Raw genomic sequence first — 16,267 nt, 5'->3', positions numbered from 1 at the left:
CCGGACGGCGCGTGGTGAGGCAAGAGGGGCCCGGCGTATCTCGGCCTCCGACCCCGCGCCGCGAAACGGCCCCGCTGATGTCGACACCGCGCGCCACCGGGCTCACGCGGGTGATCTACGATCGGGCCGCCGTCGCCTGGCCGGGCCGCCTCGCTGACGACATCCTGCCCAGCCTCCAGGTCGGCGAACGGACGTGTCCGTGCCGAGCCGGGTGCCCTCGGGCCAGTCCATCCAGAAGGCCCGGCTGTTCATGCTGACACCGAGCAGCACGACCTGCTGGACCCCGGACGCACAGGGAGCCAGGGGCGAGCGAGCGACAAGGCGCTCCGGCGACCGTCGACCCGCCGCTGACCTTCGCTTCCGCCCCTCTGGTCACTGAGAGTATGGGCGAGTGAGTGCTGACATGTTGGGACGCTGAGTACCGGATCGTCCCGAGGATATGGCCACGGTCTTCGCAAAGGCGGACTTCCCGTGGTGGATCGCGGGTGGCTGCGCGATCGAGCTCGCGGTCGGCCGCGAGCTGCGCGCACACGGCGATCTAGACATCCTTGTCCTCCGGCGCGATCAGGCCCTCGTACGTGAACTGCTGGCCAACTGGGACCTGTACGTGGCGGACCCGCCGGGCCAGGCAAAGCTTCGACCGTGGCGTCCTGGAGAGGTCCTTCGGCCGCCGCTCCACGACATCTGGTGCCGTCGCACGCCGGAGGCGCCGTGGTCGGTGCAGCTCATGCTGGACGAGGCCGAGGGCACCCAGTGGGTCTCGCGGCGCACCCGGGAGATCCGGCTCCCGATCGACCGACTCGGGCGAACGAGCGGGACGGGCATCCCGTATCTCGCGCCCGAGGTGCAGCTCTTCTACAAGGCGAAGGCGACCCGGGACAAGGACGAGACCGACTTCGATGCGGTACTGCAGCTGCTCGACCCTGCGGCACGCGCCTGGCTGACGGACGCGATCAAGGTGATCGCGCCCGGCCACCCCTGGCTTCGCCGGCTCCTTCCGGTCAGCCGAACGTGAGCAGCCGAACGTCGTAGAGGTCGGGGTTCCGGGGTCGGGTCATCGTGGGCGACGTGACCTCCACGATCAGCAGCTCGCTGAGGAACTGGACTTTCGCACTGAGGAGGTGGCTCGTCCTGCCGTCGGCAGACTGGGCTTTCAGGCCGGCGGAGACGCTCCCGCGGCGCCAGCAGACCGGTCAGGTACTCGCGAAACCCTCGGCGCTGGGCCAGACTGAAGAATGAGGTCGTCGAACCGGGCCGCGTACTCCTCCAACGGTCCCGGCGCAGGCGGACACGGACGGCGAGCAGTCATCTTCAGCTCCCAGCCAGGCAGTTGACTCCTACAACCGAACTACGACCGACCAGGCCTGCCGTCAACCCACGCCACCACCGGGTTTAGCGAACTACCGGTAGACCGTATCCATCTCAATGCAGGTGCTCATGGCTTCCACCAGTGACGGTCCCGTCTGGATTCACTGACCGCCGCTGGTTCCAACATGGAACCTCGTCAGCGCAAACACGATCAGGAGGTCAAGTGTCATCACAGGAATGGACCACGCCGGATAGTACGGAACGAACATGAACTGGGTGATTAGGCTGATCGCTGCGACCGTGATGCCAGCCCCGCGTCCCCAGCTCTTGTTTGTCAAGACGCCTAGGCCAGCAATGACGAGCGCTACTCCGACCACGAGGTGAATCCAGCCCCAAGCGGTTAGATCGAATCTATACGCGTACCGAGACGCGGTGAACAGGCTGTCGCTTGCGATGCCAGATGCGCCCATGAGAATGCTGATCGGCCCGCTGAGCAGCAGCGTTACCCCGGCGAACAAGGACGCGCCGTTGATCGTTTCGTTGCTGCCAGGTCCCCCCGGCCTTCGCCGCATCTCCTTCGGCATCGCTGCCATGGCTGCCGCCTTCCTATACAGCATGGTCGCCGACGCACAAGACCCATGCGAAGCCAGCCACGCTCCCCTGACAGGATCACCGCAATCCTTCGGCACCGCGACTGCAACCCGCAGTGGGGAGACCGCGGTCTCCTACTCAGCAACCCCCCGCACCCACGAGTGACCCCCGATGGCCGCGAGCGACCGGCTGACGTTCTCAGGAGACCTCAACGACCGTCCCGCCCATAGTTCGCATCGAGGGGGCCACGATGCGTGCCAGTTCCGTGCCAGAACGGACGGGGACTCACGGGCAACCGAGGTTCGCCAAGGTGCGCACCACCCCTCGCTACCCAAGGCAGGGATTCCCAGGTCACGCCTATGATCCCCCAACCTCGCTCCTAAAGCGTGATCGGGAGTGTAAATCTAGTAGACCTCCCGAGAAGAGATCGCTCGATCGGCACTACGCAATCGCTTGCGGAAGTCAGAAGGGCATGAACGCGTCCGGCAACCGGCGGCGATATCCGGAGACCCGCTCGCCGTTCAGATAGGCGCGGATCGTCTTGCGGTCGTGCCCCAGGTGTCGGGCGATCGCCGAAATCGACCAGCCCTGACGGCGCAGTGCGTGAGCATCCACGTCTTCCTCCCAGGTGAGCATCCAGGGCCCTTCAACAGGCCGAACTCCGTGCTCACGCAGGTGTGGAACTCCACGTAATTCCCCATCAGCAGCGTCAGGTTCCCCAGCCAAACGTTCGAGCACGGCAATGGGTGCCGTCTGCGCTCCCGCCGGGATAATCCTGCGACGACCTGCAGCAACCTCCGTATCTTGGCGCCATGACGGACGAGGCAGAGCCGGAGCTCAATCTGAACCGCTGGGGCGACACATCGGACCCGGCCCCGGAGCGGCGGGGTCTCCGCCAGGACGCGTGCTCGTGCTTCGATCAGTCCAGGCCGCATCCGCGAGCCCGAGTCGGATTCCACGCCGAGCGGCAGGACACCTCCGCTCCGGGCTGGCGCCACCTGCTGGAGCTGATCGACGAGGCCGCCGCCGACGGGCGCGAAGAGTTCTGCCCCCTGACCGAGCTCAGCTCGGAAGAGCGGCGGCAGATCATCACCCTGCCACCGAGCATCGCCCAGCTGACGGCGGTCAGGCACCTTGTGCTCTACGGCAGCAATCTGGTCCGGATCCCGCCCGAGATCGGGGCCATGACCAGCTTGGAGGAGTTCACCCCCTACACCTCCTATCGGCTGCACTGGTTCCCCTACGAGATCACCCGATGCCGGAAGCTGACGCGCAGCACGGTGAGCACGCGCGCGTTGTTCGGCAACTACAAGCTGCGGCCTCCGTTCCCGCGGCTACAGCCTTCCGCGGACTCCGTCGCGGACCTCGATCCGAGAAACCTGGATCCTCGGCGCTGGGGCGCCACCGTCACCCACAGCTGCAGTGTCTGCGACCGCCCGATCGAACAGAGCGGACTCCATCAGGTGTGGATCTCACTGCGCGTGGCCACCGACGTACTGCCCCTGCTGGTCAGCGCCTGCTCGGTGGCGTGTGTCGCCGCCCTGCCCGGCGGTGCTCGCGACTACGTCCTCGCACCCCACAAGGGTGGCCGAGTCGACCAGCCGGCATCCGAGTGGGACTGACCAGCCGAACCTCGCCTCACCCTCCAGTCGGTCGAGAAACGACCACGATGGTGTGACGACGGGTCGAACGTCTGGGCGGGGAAGCTGACGCTCGCGATGGGGAAATACATGACCGTCGACAGCAGGCTCTCCACGAAACGTCGACACCAGTTCGACACGCCGAGAAAGTCACCCAATGGGTGGGGAGATCACGTGAGCAGGTTTGGCCACCTGAAGAGCGACACCTGGAGAGATTCAAAGAGCGCCATCACCCCTACCCCGCGGAGCCGGGAAGGGGATCATTCTCGATCTTCACTGGGCCGACCGGGACATGAAGTCCATCGCCGTGTCGACAATCTCGTTAGGGGTCGGCCTCGCGTCCAGCGTGGCTCCGCGCTCGTCCGGTGTGAGGGGTTCGAGTGCGGCGAGTTGCGAGTCGAGGAGCGACATTGACATGAAGTGACCGGTGCGTTTACTGATACGTTCCGCCAAGAGGTCATAGCTGGCAGTTAGGTGCAGGTAGTAGACATTCGGGCAGGCCGCTCGCAGCGCGTCCCGGTATCGTCGCTTCAGCGCAGAGCACGCGATCACTCCGCCGCTGCCGGTCGCGTCGCGTTCGTGCAGCCAGTGGCCGATGGATTCCAGCCAGGGCTGACGGTCTTTGTCGTCGAGTGGGATGCCAGCCGACATCTTGGCGATGCTGGCCGGGGGGTGGAAGTCGTCCGCCTCTGCGAAGGGAACGCCCAGCCAATCTGCCAGCAGGCGACCCACTGTTGACTTACCGCTCCCGGAGACACCTGCAACCACGATGCACGGCGAGTGGGTCTCAGCGTTGACGGACATGGGGTTCCTCCATGACTCGCCGCGAAAGTGGCCGTTGGCCAAGCGGTGATCGGCTGCGAGGCTTGTCTCCCGTTCGGTTGGCGCTGCGGCTCGTCGCTGACTTCAAGGGTTCAGGAAGGAGGAGATTCTAGTGCTGCTGCCTCGGCGTGGAGCAGGTCGTCGCGCCGCCGCAGACCGTTTCCGTATCCCTGCCGGGGAGCGGGCCCGTCCGAGCCGGCCGGGTACTCCTCGAGCGGAACAAGGTTGCTCTCCCAGGCGGTCAGTACCGGTGTCAGGACCCTCCAGGCTTCTTCGGCCTCGTCGCCGCGGATCGACATGGCGGCATCCCCGCTCAGCACGTCCATGAGGAGCCGGCCGTAGGCGGGGAGGTCGGAGGGTTCCATCTCCGCGGTCAGCGAGAGCGGCGTGAGGGTGTGCGCACGCGATCCGATGCCGGTCAGGTCCAGAGTCAGCCCCTCCGGCTCGAGTCCGAAGCGGAGCACGTTGGGCAGGGCTTCGCCGCTCTGGCCGAGGGGCAGGTGGGGGACGGCCCGGAAGCGCACCGCGACCTCCTTGCGGTCGGCATTGAGTGCTTTGCCGGAGCGGAGCCGGAACATGGTCCCCGACCAGCGCCAGCTGTCCAGTTCCAGCTCCACCTCGGCATACGTCTCGGTGCGGCGGGCCGGGTCCACGCCTTCCTCGTCGGTGTAGGCGGGGATGTCGCGGTCACCGATCCGGCCGGGAAGATAGCGCGCGCGGCGTGTGCGGCGTACGACTTCGGCCTCGGTGAGGAGCCGCACCGACCGCAGCACGTCGACCTTCCGGTTGCGCAGGTCCCGCTCGCCGAGGGTGATCGGGGGTTCCATGGCCACCAGGCAAAGCAGCTGCAGCAGGTGGTTCTGCACCATGTCCTTCAGCGCGCCGACGGTGTCGTAGTAGCCGGCCCTGCCTTCCAGCGCGAGCGTCTCGTCCCAGACGATGTCCACCTGGGCGATGTGGGTGCTGTTCCAGATGGGCTCCAGCACGCGGTTGGCGAGTCGGCTTCCGAGCACGTTCTGGACGGTCGTCATGGCCAGGAAGTGGTCGACCCGGAACAGGGCTTGTTCTGGCACGAGGTCGACGAGGTGGCGGTTCAACTCCTGTGCGCTGGCGAGGTCTTCGCCGAACGGCTTCTCCAGCACGATCCGGCTGCCTGCCGGCAGGCCCGTGTTGTGCAGTGCGGTGACCACGGCGGGGAAGAGAGCCGGAGGGAGGGCGAGGTAGACGGCGACGGGTCCGTCACCGGCGATGGCCGAGGCGACGTCTGCGGGGTCAGTGACGTCGGCCCGTTGGTAGCGGGCGGCGTCCACGATGGTGCTCCTGGCGTCGGCCGGGCAGGTGCGGGCATGGCGGTTGAGCTGTGTGGTCACCCATTCCCGGTACTGCTCGCTGTTCCAGTCCTCCCGACTGGCGCCGGTCAGCCGGAAGTGGTCGCCGAGGTGTCCTGCCGCCTGCAGGTCGGCCAGGGCCGGCAGCAGGAAGCGTGCGGTGAGGTCGCCTGTTGCACCGAAGATGACGAGCCGGTTGATCATGAGGTGCCGTCTGCTTTCGCTCGGGCGAGGTTCACGCCGCTGGCGATGATCCCGATGTGGCTGAATGCCTGAGGGAAATTACCCATGAACTCTCCTGTGGACGGGTCGATCTGCTCCGACAGCAGCCCCAGCGGGCTCGCACGGGCGCACAGGGAGGCGTACAGCTCCTCGGCCGCCTCAATGCGGCCTTGTCCGATGAGGTTGTCGACCAGCCAGAAGCTGCACAGCACGAAGGCGCCCTCGTCACCGGCCAGGCCATCGGGGGACTCGTCGTGCAGGTAGCGGTAGAGCAGGCCGTCTCCGGCTGACAGACGCTCGGCGATGGCCTTGGTGGTGGCCGCCATCCGTGGGTGATCGGCCAGGACAACCTGGCGCAGCGGAAGCGCGAGCAGGCTGGCGTCCAGAGCGCCGCCGCCGTCCAGATGCGCGCTGATCGTCTGCGCCTTCTCATCCCAGGACTCCTCCAGGATGAGCCGGCGCAGCTCGTCGGCCGAGTCCCGCCACATTCCGACCTGCCCGGGAAGGCCCAGCCGCTCACCGATCCCCGCGGCCCGGTCCAGGGCGACGTGACACATCCCGGCCGAGTAGGTGAACACCCGGCCCTCGTTGCGGACTTCCCAGATTCCCTGGTCCGGCTGCCGCCACGCCTGAGCCGCGGTGTCGGCGAGCCCGGCCAGGCTGGCCCACAGCGCGGGCTGGATCTCGCCGCCGGAGCGCAGCCACTGGTCGGCGCAGTCCAGGATTTCGCCGTAGACGTCGTGCTGGCGCTGGTCGGCCGCACCGTTGCCCCAACGCACCGGGCCGGAGCGCCGATAGCCTTCCAGCTCGCTGTCTTCGAACTCGTCCGGTACCGGGCTGCCGTCCAGGGTGTACATGATCCGGGGTCGCTGACTGTGTTCGAAGGCGTCCAGGACCCAGCCGAGGAAGGCGTCGGCCTCGCCGGAGAATCCGATACGGCGCTGGGCGAAGACGGCGTAGGACGCGTCGCGGATCCAGGCATAGCGGTAGTCCCAGTTGCGGATCCCGCCGATCGGTGCGGGCAGGGAGGAGGTGGGCGCCGCGACCAGCGAGCCGTTGGCCCAGTCATCGCACAGCTTCAGCGTGATCGCGGCACGCCGTACCAAGGCCTCCTGCGGACCGCTGTAGGCGAAGTGCTTCATCCAGCGGTGCCACGCTTCGGTGGTCGCGCGCAGCATCGCGTCGGTGTCGAACCTGTGGTGTCGGTGGAAGCGGCCCCAGGACAGGACGAGATCCAGGCGATCGCCCTGCTGCAGTTCGTGTGTGCCGTGCAGGCCGGTGAGGGGGTGGTTGGACCGCAGGTGCAAGCGCAAGTCGGGCCGTCGGGACGGTCGCACTTCCAGCCCGCTGAACAGCGGTCGCGCCTGCCCGCCGCCGCGGGGCTTCACGTCCATCCGCAGACGGACGTGGCCGTCCACGACGAGGGCCGAGCGTACGAGTTCGGCCCGGTCCGCCGGTGCGTCTTCGGTGAGATCGGCGCCGGAGCGCAGGGCGAGGGCGTCGGTGACGCGGACCACGCCAGTGGGGCTGCGCATCTCGGTGGTCAGCACGCCGGTGTCAGGTTCATAGCGCTGCCGCGCCTCGACCAGGTCCTCCGGGGCCAGGGTGAAGTGCCCTCCGCGTGCGTGATCCAGCAGGCCACAGAAGAGCGGTTCGGAGTCGAACCGGGGCAGGCACATCCAGGGAATCGAGCCGTCCAGGCCCACCATCGCGGCCGTCGCGCCGTCGCCGATAAGGCCGAGATCCTCCAGCGGGAGGTAGCCCTGGCGTTGCCGAACGGGCCGGAAGGGGGGATCGGGATCGTACATGCCGTCTCTCTTCCGCGAGGCCGGGTGATCGCGTCTAGAAGCTGATCATTACCTTGACGACGTCCTCGAGCTTCTTGTCCGACACCTCGAAGGCACGCTCCATGTCGTCGAAGCGGAAGTCGTGGGTCGTCATATGCGAGGGGTCGACTCGCTTGTTCTCCAGCACCCTGAGCAACCGCTCCATGCGCAGCCTGCCTCCGGGACACAGGCCCGTGGCGATCGTCTTGTCGGCCATGCCGACGCCCCATTCGGCGCGGGGAATGCGTACGAACTCCCCGTCGCCGAAATAGCCGATGTTGGAGACCGTGCCCCCGGGCTTTGTGATCTTGACGGCGGTCTGGAACGTCACGTCCGCGCCGAGGGCCTCAATGGCCGTGTCGACACCCTGGCCCTGCGTCAGTTCATGAATCCGCTCTACGACATCCTCGCTGGTGAAATCCACGATCTCATCCGCGCCGTAGGTGCGCGCAAGATCCTGCCGCTCGGGGACCGATTCAACCCCGATGACCAGACCGGCGCCGCGCAGCCGGGCACCTGCGGTCGCCATCAGGCCCACCGGCCCCTGCGCGAGCACGGCCACGGTTCCGCCGACCGGAATGTTGCCGTGCTCCGCACCCATGAATCCGGTCGACAGCATGTCGGCGCAGTAAACCGCCGCTTCGTCGGAGATGCCGTCAGGGATCTTCGCGAGGTTGGCGTCGGCGTCATTCACATGGAAATACTCCGCGAAGACGCCGTCCTTGGAATTCGCGAACTTGAAGCCGCCGAGCGCCCCACCGGACTGCGAGGGGTATCCGTTCTGAGAGGCCAGGTCGCCCCAGTCGGGAGTGATGGCGCCAACCAGCACACGGTCGCCGGGCCGGAAGTCCTTCACGTCGCTTCCCACGGCGTGCACGACGCCCACCGCCTCGTGGCCCAGTGTCAGGTTCTCCCGAGGACCGATGCCGCCCTGGACGGTGTGGGAGTCCGACGTACAGATCAGGGCCCTGGTCGTCTGCACGACCGCGTCGCCCGGACCCGGCTGCGGAACAGGCTTCTCCAAGAAGCCCACACGCCCGATCTCCTTCATGACAAAGGTCTTCAAGCGCTCTGTCCCTCCTGTCAGGCACGCCGCGAGAGCCCCGGAGACAGCCCACCGCACTTACCCCTGATCCCACGCTCGCAGGGCTGGAGTCCGAGGGCGACCCGGGCGTGCCCGCACGGGGCCGATTCAGTGAAACCTGAAACCGCGTCACTCCTTGCCTCGGACGACGGTGACAGGGCAGTGAGCCTGATGCAGCAGAGCCTGGCTGACCGATCCCAGGAGCAACCCGGTGAAGCCGCCCCGCCCCCTGGCCCCGACGACCACGAGCTGGGCGGTCCTGCTCGCCTCGATCAATGCCTCGTGGGTCGCACCGAGCACGAGTTCTTGCCTGACCGGGACCTGCGGATACTTCTCCTGACGGCCCGCGAGCGCCTGGGCCAGCAAACGCTCCTCTTTCTCGGCGACCGTGCTCGCCCGGGGCACGTCCGCCAACTGCGGCGGAGCCAGCGGCAGGGGCACATTGTCCAGGGTCCACGCGTGCAGGGCGACGATTTCAGCCCCCCGCAGCGCGGCCTCGGCGAACGCGAAATCGACCGCTCTCTCGCCGGCCCGCGACCCGTCGACGCCCAGCACGATCGGCCCGGCGGCATTCGGTTCCCCTCGCACCACCATCACCGGACACCGGCCGTGGGCAGTCAGGTACACCGCCGTCGATCCCAGCAACATCCCGACGAAGCCCCCCTGCCCCGGGATCCGACGACCAGCAGATCCGCGTCACGCGACTGAGCTTCCAGCACCGTCAACGCCTCGCCGGCCATCACGTCGTGGGTGACCTTCGTCTGCGGTGCCACGCTGTCGGCACGATGCAACGCCTCGGTCAGCACGCGCTCGGCCTCGTCCGGCAACACTCCCTCGGGTGGGCCGAACGGGGCAGCGGCCATGGGCACCGGCCCGGGCGTGATCACGGGCCAGAGGGCGTGCACCACGCGAAGCTCGGCACGACGCCATCGCGCTTCTCGAACCGCCGCCTCCACCGCAGCGAGAGCGGACGGCGAGCCGTCCACCCTACGACGACCAGGTTGCCCACGGCGCCTCCCATGATTGAGTCGGCCCCTTGCTCCCAGCCTGACCCCGCCGACACGTCACTGCCACAGGACTGGGCGGCAGCGCATGGCGCCCACCGCCAAACTGCTGAACGCGCGGCGGGATCCGCGTCGCCCGGGGCAGCAGCCACGAAACCGCTGTTAGCGTCGCCACGCGTGCGACTGGGCGGAGGCCGCTATGGATGACAAGGGCAGGGGGCGAGCCTTCATCGGATCGTTCACGTCGGCAGGTGGGCGCGGGATCGTCATGGCCGACGTGGATCCGGACACGGGAGCGCTGGCCGTGACGGGGGCCATCGGCGCCGTCGCCGACCCGTCGTATCTCGCCGTCCATCACACGCCGATCGGCCTCGTGCTCTACGCCGTATCCGAAACGGCACCGGGAACAGTCACCGCCCATGACATCGCCGGTCCAGTGCCCCGCCCGATCTGCACGCCTGTGGCGGTACGCGGTGATGGGCCGACGCATCTCACGATCGCCCGCGGCCACCTGCTGACAGCCAACTACGGCTCCGGCAGCGTCACTGTGTTGCCGCTCGCCGCCGACGGCACCCCGCACCCCCCCAGCAGCGTGCTGCGCCACGAGGGCAGCGGACCACACCCCGACCGGCAACTGACCCCACACATCCACCAAGTGCTTCCCGATCCGTCAGGAAACTGGGCGCTCTCCGTCGACCTCGGCACCGACTCGGTGCGGTCCTACTCCCTGGACACAGAGGCGGGAGAACTCGCCCTGCACAGCGAGACCACACTGCCGCCCGGCACCGGACCACGACATCTTGCCTTTCACCCGGCTGGGCGCCACGCCTATGTGCTCGGCGAACTCCACCCCACCGTGACCGTCTGCCGCTGGAACGCAGCGACTGGGGCGCTCGAGCCGACGGGGGAAACTCCGCTGTTCCCAGACGGCGCCGACGGCGGTCCTGTCTCCCCGTCGGCCCCGGTCGTCTCACGCGACGGCAGGCATCTGTGGGTAGCGGTACGCGGCACCGACACCATCGTCGTCCTTGCACTCGACGAGAGCGGCGAGGGGGCGGAGGTGGTCGCATCGGTGGCCTGCGGGGGCCACTGGCCACGCGACCTGGCGCTGCACCCGTCAAGCAGCCGCCTGTATGTCGCGAACGAACGCTCGGGCGATGTCACATGGTTCGATATCAACCCCACCACAGGCATCCCCCACCGCGCGGGCTCAGTGTCCGTACCGGCCGCGTCCCACGTCATCTTTGTCTGACGGCGTCCGACCCATAGGAGCCTTCCTCCAGCCCCATGTGATGCGGGACTTTATCTCCCGCTCCGGCAATGTCGTCGTGGAGTCGGTGAAGGGCATCTGGAGTGCGATGGCCAACGGCTTCTCCGTCCATTCCGGTATTCCTCAGACCGACCAGTTGTTGTCCCGCGGCGGCATGGACAGCATGCTCCTCACGCTCTGGCTCATCATCGGCGCCGTCACTTTCGGCGCGCTCTTCTGACGGAACTCGGCGAGGGCGATCCAGGCAGGCGGGCCATTACGGTGAAGTCCTCCGCACGCCGCTTTCTGCTCCCTCGACGCCCGCGGCGCATGGCCTTGCGGTCGAGGTTCGGACGGCGGGCGATGACGCTGATGGTCCAGCGTTTCTCCAGCAGGCGGTGGATGTCCTCGTAGCGGTGGCGGGTGCGTTCGGTGATCTGGGTGCGGGGCAGCCCCGCGGGCGGTAACAGCATGGGGAAAGGCTCGGGCACCTCGGCCGGCGTCTCCTCCTCGGCGCGTCGGGCAGCTCCTGGCCCGCATCCGCCAGTGGCACACCGACATCCACCAACTACGCGAACGCGGCTGAGCGATCAGCGCGATCGCCAACCGCACGGGACGGGACCGCCCGACTGTCCGCCACTACCTCACCACCGACCTCGACCAGATCCTCGCCTCCGCCCGCGAACACCGCCCCAACGGCCACATCAACCGCTTCAAGCCCTACCTGCAACAACGCTCCCGCGGCGGCGCGACCAACGTCGTAGCCCTCTTCCGCGAGATCCGCGAACGCAGTTACCACGGCAGCCGCGCCGTGGTCACCAAGTCCATCGCGACCCTCCGCGCCGGAACCGCCGCCCTCGAACCCGCAGGGCCGATCCCCGGCCCACGCCGGATCACGACTGGATCATGTCCCACCCGGACACTCTGACCGACAGCCAGCGCGAACAGCTCGAAAGCATCCTGGACGCCTGCCCCCACCTGCCCCCACCGCTCGGCCTCCTGCCCGACCTGGACGACGGCAAGGAGCGCCAAGCCGCCTTGGGCAGCGACATGCTGGCCGACTGGACGACCCGATTCGTCGTGCAGCTCGCCGCACCCAACGCCCAGAGGCTGACGATCGAACGGGCCGGACGTACCGAGGACGTGCTGGTCGACGTGGCTTCCGGCTCCTGGGCCGCGCTCTACGAAGATGCCGGCCGGTGGATCGTAAGGCAGAACGGTCCCGAAGCCCTGTGTGACACCGTCGAGGAGCAGGTCGGGCGCTGGCGCACGGCCGGAGCGCCGGCGCTGGAGGAATTCACCGTCACCGTCACACCGGACGGCCAGACCATCGGCTGGTAGCCCTCCGTACAGCCCCGCTCGTCCGCCACGGGCGCAGCGCACGAGCGGGACTGTGTGCTGCTTGATGACGGCGGCCCCGTCACCGTCGTGGCCCGGCCGGGGACACCGAGCGGGCCCATCCGGCCGCCAGACGCGCCGTCCAAGGGCGCAGCACCGCCCAGGAGCCCGTGCTCCACGCGGACCGCGGACCGCAGTACGGCGCGGACCTGAGCGAAAGGGGACGACGGATCCGGGGCGGGCGGCCAGGAGCAGTACGGCATCGGCCGCATGCCTGCCATCGCGGCGATGGCCTCGGCGTGGCCGGCCGTCCAGACCGCGCGCCGCCGGGTCGGCCGCGACAACGTGGGTGAGGAACGCGGCCGGCCAGTGCCCACTGGCGCCCGGATCAGCATCCAGCAGGTGCAGGGCCTGATCGGTCAACACCTGCAGCCACATTGGGGACCCTCCCCCGGGCGGGCGGCTCACGCCGTGTGTGCAGAGATCAGGGTCGGCGGCGGAAACGTAGGCGTCCTGGGCCGCTAGACGACACCGGCCGGGGCCGGCGGCGGGATTCGAACCCGCGTTACCCGCTTGATAGGCGAAGTATCCGCAGCCTGCGCACCTGCACGTCGAGGACGGTAGCGGACCGGGCTGGTGTCGGGCATTCAGGTTTCCCAGTGCCAAGGGCCCTGGGTTCCCGGACGTCGGCGACCGGGGGCGGTGTCGCCAAGGCCGAACGCGCCTGCGTGCTTGGGTGGCCAGCCAGCCAGCCTGGGCGGGCGTCGGACCGCGGCGGCGTCGGCCGCCGCATCACTCGATCCGATCGGAATCGGCCCAGGATCTCGACAGCAGGTCACCCAGCAGGCGAGCGATGCACAAAGTGCAGGGGTGTCATGCGGTGCCGGTGAGTGAAGGCAGCAGACCGTCCCCGGGCCACAGGTCCTGTTCAGCCGTAAGGCCGGCAAGCAACGTGCCGACCTCGGCCAGGACGGCGGCGCGCTGTGCCGGTCCGTAGGCGATGACTTCGCCAGTCGCCATGTCGAAGGCGCGCACGGGGGTGTGCGGTCCGGTACAAACGAGCGTGCGCGCGATCTCGGACAGACCGAGGCTGAGGGCATCGCAGTCACCGTGGCGGACAAGCTGCAGCAAGTCGGTGGTGACGCTCTCCCAGTCGCCGACCCTGCGCCAGTCGTCGGCGCTGCCGCCCAGCTCGTGGGTGAGCGTGGCCAACGGAACGATCTCTCCCGGCAGGCGTCCCTGGGTAAGACGGTGGTGGATCCGGGCGCCGTCGGGCTGCCGTACCCGCGGGTGGAGCAGCGAGGCGGCAGCCACCAGCGTGGTGTTGATCTCCTGAGTTCCGGGGCCGGGGTAGTACGGCTCGTGCGCGAAGAGGAGACGGACGTCCGCGGTGCGGGCCGCGCCGGCGGGCTGGGTCTGGGTCATGGGGGTGGTTGTCCCTTCAGCGGTGATGTGGTCGGGCGGGCGTCGAGGTGCCGGCTCTGCTTCCTGCTTGAGGCCGGGCGGCGGGTTGGGGCCTCACGGGTGCTCGTGTGCACGGGGCTGCTCCGTGTCGGCTGGGGCGTCCTTCGTGTGGGTGTGCTTCAGCGACTCGGCCGCCTGGTCGGCGAGCTGGGGGATCAGCCGCTCACAGACGGGGAATTGGGCCGAGCCCCAGCGGGTGTCCTGGGCTTGGGGCAGTCCGGCTGCGTTCGCCTGCAGCGTCTGGCCGGTGTCGGCCGCGCGGCGCGGCTCAGGGCGGTTGCTGTCTGCGGCGCACCGCGGGAGGCAGGGGTGCGGGGCAGCGCGGCGCTGCAGGTTCCGGCAGGTGCCGTCTGCGGCGCTGAGGGTGTGATCGCAGTTGCGGGTGCGGGCACTGCGTCGGTGGGGCAGGTGTCTGGGGAGCAGCGGGGCCAGCAGGGCCAGGGGCCAGGCGATGCCGGCGGGTATGCCATAGCCGACAGTGTGCAGGGCGGCGGCGCAGCCGATGAGGGCCAGCACGGTTGCGGTGTAGCCGAGTGGGCCGGAAAGCGGCGCCGCCGGGGCGGGGCGCCAGGTGCGCAGGCGCCCCGCGAGGCGGCCGGTGAGTGTCGTGTCCGGCGGCAGGGCGCCGGTGGTGTGGGGGCGTTCGGGCGGTCGGCTGTCGGCGGGCGCGGTCTCGGCAAGTCGGCCCCGCCGGGTGCGTTCGTCCGCGGGTGAGGGTTCGCAGGCGGCCGTGCACGGGTGGTCGCGGACGGGGCCGGTGCGCAGGGCGTGGGAGTATTCCGCCTGCCTCCGGCCCGGGCCGGGGGTACAGGGGCTTGGCAGTGGTGCGGCCGCGGGCGGCGGTGGGGTGCGGGGCGTGTCGGTCATGGGCTGGTTCCTTCCGGACGGTCGGCGAGGGCGCCGGCGCAGGTGGTGCAGCGGCCGTCGCCGTCGGGGTGGGCTCGCTTGCGGGTGGGGCCGGGGCAGCTGCGGCACAGCGGCCAGCCGAGGCAGGTCGGGCAGAGGTCTTCGCCGGGGGCGGGGGCGGGTACGCCGCAGCCGGCGCACTCGGCGAGGGCCCGGTAGGTGAGGGCCTGGGTCACGGAGCGGGCAGCGGCCGCGGTCGATGACCGCTCCCTGGTCGCCTGCGCGAACGGTTCGTCCGGCGGGGCCGCGCCATGGCGGGCGACGGCGGTAACAGGCGGCGGGTAGGCCTGGGCGGCGCGGAGCCGGGCAGCGATGATCGCGCCGATGGAGGTGCGCACCGGGGCGGGCAGCGGCCGGCCGGTGACGACGTGGCACAGCTGCTCGGCGCTCCAGCCTGCCTCCATCATCACGGTCGCCACGCGGCCTTGATCGGTCAGCGCCGGCCCGGTCAGCAGCAGTTCCGGCCGGTCCGCACCGATCTGGAGCAGGAGCCGGATGCCCGCGTGCATCTCGTCTGCCGCAGGCGGCGGCGTCGGCGGCGTGGTGGCGGGCGAGGGGGCCGTCCGTGCGTTGCGCGCGGCGTCGCCGCGGTCGCACGGACGGAGGGGATTGGTGTTCTGCTTGTTGGTCTTCTTACTGATGGTGTTCTTAGTCTCGGGATCAGCCAACACTGGCTCGGCCAATCCTGGATAACCCGACTCTGGTGGTGAGCTGGGGTTGTGGAGGGCCGGCAGGTCGGTGATGACGTACAGGCCCTGTCCGAGCGTTCCGTCGGTGTTGCGGCCGCGCTCACGCAGCAGGAATCCGTGGTGCTGGAGTTCTTTAAGGCCTGTGGTCACGGCGGCGATGCGTTCGCGGCCGTGGCGGGCCAGGCCGGCGACGGTGATCTGCCAGCCGGCCCGGTGGGTGCTGATGTAGCCGAACAGCCCCTTCGCCTTGAAGGAGATCCGGCTGTCACGGAACAGCGCGTTGGCGATCTGCGTGAACCGGTCGCCTGCCATGACACCGCGGCGGATGCCCGCGCCGAAGCCGGCATCACTGCTGGGCTCCTGGACGGTGGATGCCGGGTCGATCGGCGGAAGGTCCGGGGCGGCGGGGCGGTCGGTGATGCTGTAGACGATCTCTGCCAGGGTGCCGTCGGGGCGGCGCACGCGATCGCGGACCAGGTAGCCGAACCTCTCCAGCTCGTTCAGCCCGGCCCGCACCGCGTCCCGACCGTCGGGGCCCAGGGCGACGAGGGCAGCGATGGTGACCCGCCACCCGTCGCAGTGGGTGCTGATGAAGCCGAACAGTCCCTTCGCCCGGTAGGAGATGCGGCCGTCGCGGAACAGTCCGTTGGCGATCTGCGTGAACTGATCGGCCGCCATCACGCCGCGGCGGATCCCGGATCCGAAACCGCTCATCGCGCCGTCCTGGGTGCAGGCCGCGTGCGCTGCCCACGACAGCGCACCCTGCCCGCCGGGATGAGGCGGCCGATGGGCACGG

At 69.0% G+C, this 16,267-nt stretch carries 15 protein-coding genes and 2 pseudogenes; 5 read left to right on the top strand and 12 right to left on the bottom strand.

The genetic code is table 11. The annotated features are described in order from the left end of the window. Positions 1–204 precede the first annotated feature (204 nt). Positions 205–291, bottom strand: a pseudogene (locus ACZ7OY_RS39470) (SAM-dependent methyltransferase); the annotation flags it as partial. 148 nt (positions 292–439) lie between these two features. On the opposite strand from ACZ7OY_RS39470, the gene ACZ7OY_RS39465 reads away from it, so the two are divergent. Further along, positions 440–1,015: a nucleotidyltransferase domain-containing protein gene (locus ACZ7OY_RS39465; RefSeq protein ID WP_472250395.1), complete on the top strand. Its 576-nt coding sequence runs from the start codon at positions 440–442 to the stop codon at positions 1,013–1,015. A gap of 454 nt (positions 1,016–1,469) precedes the next feature. On the opposite strand, the gene ACZ7OY_RS39460 is transcribed toward ACZ7OY_RS39465, so the two are convergent. Together ACZ7OY_RS39460 and ACZ7OY_RS39455 are read right to left on the bottom strand one after the other, a co-directional pair. After that, positions 1,470–1,901 carry a DUF7144 family membrane protein gene (locus ACZ7OY_RS39460; RefSeq protein ID WP_472250394.1) on the bottom strand — a complete coding sequence of 144 codons (432 nt, stop codon included), beginning with the start codon at positions 1,899–1,901 and terminating at the stop codon, positions 1,470–1,472. A 460-nt stretch (positions 1,902–2,361) separates the two neighbouring features. Next, entirely contained in the window at positions 2,362–2,535 is a 174-nt protein-coding gene (locus ACZ7OY_RS39455; RefSeq protein WP_472250393.1) for a terminase gpP N-terminus-related DNA-binding protein, read from the bottom strand. 176 nt (positions 2,536–2,711) lie between these two features. Between ACZ7OY_RS39455 and ACZ7OY_RS39450 the strand changes: the two genes are divergently transcribed. Continuing rightward, positions 2,712–3,521: a leucine-rich repeat domain-containing protein gene (locus tag ACZ7OY_RS39450; RefSeq protein ID WP_472250392.1), complete on the top strand. Its 810-nt coding sequence runs from the start codon at positions 2,712–2,714 to the stop codon at positions 3,519–3,521. A gap of 291 nt (positions 3,522–3,812) precedes the next feature. Here the strand turns inward: ACZ7OY_RS39450 and ACZ7OY_RS39445 are convergent, their stop codons facing one another. From ACZ7OY_RS39445 to ACZ7OY_RS39425, 5 genes and pseudogenes are all read right to left on the bottom strand, one after another. Then, positions 3,813–4,343: a gluconokinase gene (locus tag ACZ7OY_RS39445; RefSeq protein WP_472250391.1), complete on the bottom strand. Its 531-nt coding sequence runs from the start codon at positions 4,341–4,343 to the stop codon at positions 3,813–3,815. 110 nt (positions 4,344–4,453) lie between these two features. Beyond that, positions 4,454–5,893 (bottom strand): glucose-6-phosphate dehydrogenase, encoded by a 1,440-nt coding sequence (locus ACZ7OY_RS39440; RefSeq protein ID WP_472250390.1) that lies wholly within the window; start codon positions 5,891–5,893, stop codon positions 4,454–4,456. Beyond that, positions 5,890–7,719: a glycoside hydrolase family 15 protein gene (locus tag ACZ7OY_RS39435; RefSeq protein WP_472250389.1), complete on the bottom strand. Its 1,830-nt coding sequence runs from the start codon at positions 7,717–7,719 to the stop codon at positions 5,890–5,892. The genes ACZ7OY_RS39440 and ACZ7OY_RS39435 overlap by 4 nt, the downstream gene beginning before the upstream one ends. Positions 7,720–7,753: 34 nt before the next feature. Then, entirely contained in the window at positions 7,754–8,803 is a 1,050-nt protein-coding gene (locus ACZ7OY_RS39430) for an NAD(P)-dependent alcohol dehydrogenase (RefSeq protein ID WP_472250388.1), read from the bottom strand. Positions 8,804–8,950: 147 nt separating this feature from the next. Beyond that, positions 8,951–9,807: pseudogene (locus ACZ7OY_RS39425) on the bottom strand (universal stress protein). Between the two features lie 217 nt (positions 9,808–10,024). On the opposite strand from ACZ7OY_RS39425, the gene ACZ7OY_RS39420 reads away from it, so the two are divergent. Both ACZ7OY_RS39420 and ACZ7OY_RS39415 read left to right on the top strand, forming a co-directional pair. Continuing rightward, positions 10,025–11,077 (top strand): lactonase family protein, encoded by a 1,053-nt coding sequence (locus ACZ7OY_RS39420; RefSeq protein ID WP_472250387.1) that lies wholly within the window; start codon positions 10,025–10,027, stop codon positions 11,075–11,077. 40 nt (positions 11,078–11,117) lie between these two features. Continuing rightward, the gene (locus tag ACZ7OY_RS39415; protein ID WP_472250386.1) at positions 11,118–11,315 is read left to right on the top strand and encodes a hypothetical protein; all 198 of its coding nucleotides are present in this window, start codon (positions 11,118–11,120) and stop codon (positions 11,313–11,315) included. Here the strand turns inward: ACZ7OY_RS39415 and ACZ7OY_RS39410 are convergent. Then, positions 11,293–11,547 carry a hypothetical protein gene (locus ACZ7OY_RS39410; RefSeq protein ID WP_472250385.1) on the bottom strand — a complete coding sequence of 85 codons (255 nt, stop codon included), beginning with the start codon at positions 11,545–11,547 and terminating at the stop codon, positions 11,293–11,295. The two genes, ACZ7OY_RS39415 and ACZ7OY_RS39410, sit on opposite strands and share 23 nt — an antisense overlap. Positions 11,548–11,980: 433 nt before the next feature. Between ACZ7OY_RS39410 and ACZ7OY_RS39405 the strand changes: the two genes are divergently transcribed. Then, the gene (locus tag ACZ7OY_RS39405; protein ID WP_472250384.1) at positions 11,981–12,415 is read left to right on the top strand and encodes a hypothetical protein; all 435 of its coding nucleotides are present in this window, start codon (positions 11,981–11,983) and stop codon (positions 12,413–12,415) included. An 870-nt stretch (positions 12,416–13,285) separates the two neighbouring features. Here the strand turns inward: ACZ7OY_RS39405 and ACZ7OY_RS39400 are convergent. The 3 genes from ACZ7OY_RS39400 to ACZ7OY_RS39390 form a co-directional block, all read right to left on the bottom strand. Continuing rightward, entirely contained in the window at positions 13,286–13,837 is a 552-nt protein-coding gene (locus ACZ7OY_RS39400) for a hypothetical protein (RefSeq protein WP_472250383.1), read from the bottom strand. Positions 13,838–13,930: 93 nt separating this feature from the next. After that, positions 13,931–14,743, bottom strand: a complete 813-nt coding sequence (locus ACZ7OY_RS39395) for a hypothetical protein (protein ID WP_472250382.1) — start codon at positions 14,741–14,743, stop codon at positions 13,931–13,933. Beyond that, positions 14,740–16,185 (bottom strand): hypothetical protein, encoded by a 1,446-nt coding sequence (locus ACZ7OY_RS39390; protein WP_472250381.1) that lies wholly within the window; start codon positions 16,183–16,185, stop codon positions 14,740–14,742. Before ACZ7OY_RS39390 ends, ACZ7OY_RS39395 begins: the two co-directional genes overlap by 4 nt. Between the last annotated feature and the right edge of the window lie 82 nt (positions 16,186–16,267).

This window comes from Streptomyces sp. NPDC107559 (assembly GCF_055657365.1).
This window is presented reverse-complemented; position numbering and strand designations above follow the sequence as displayed.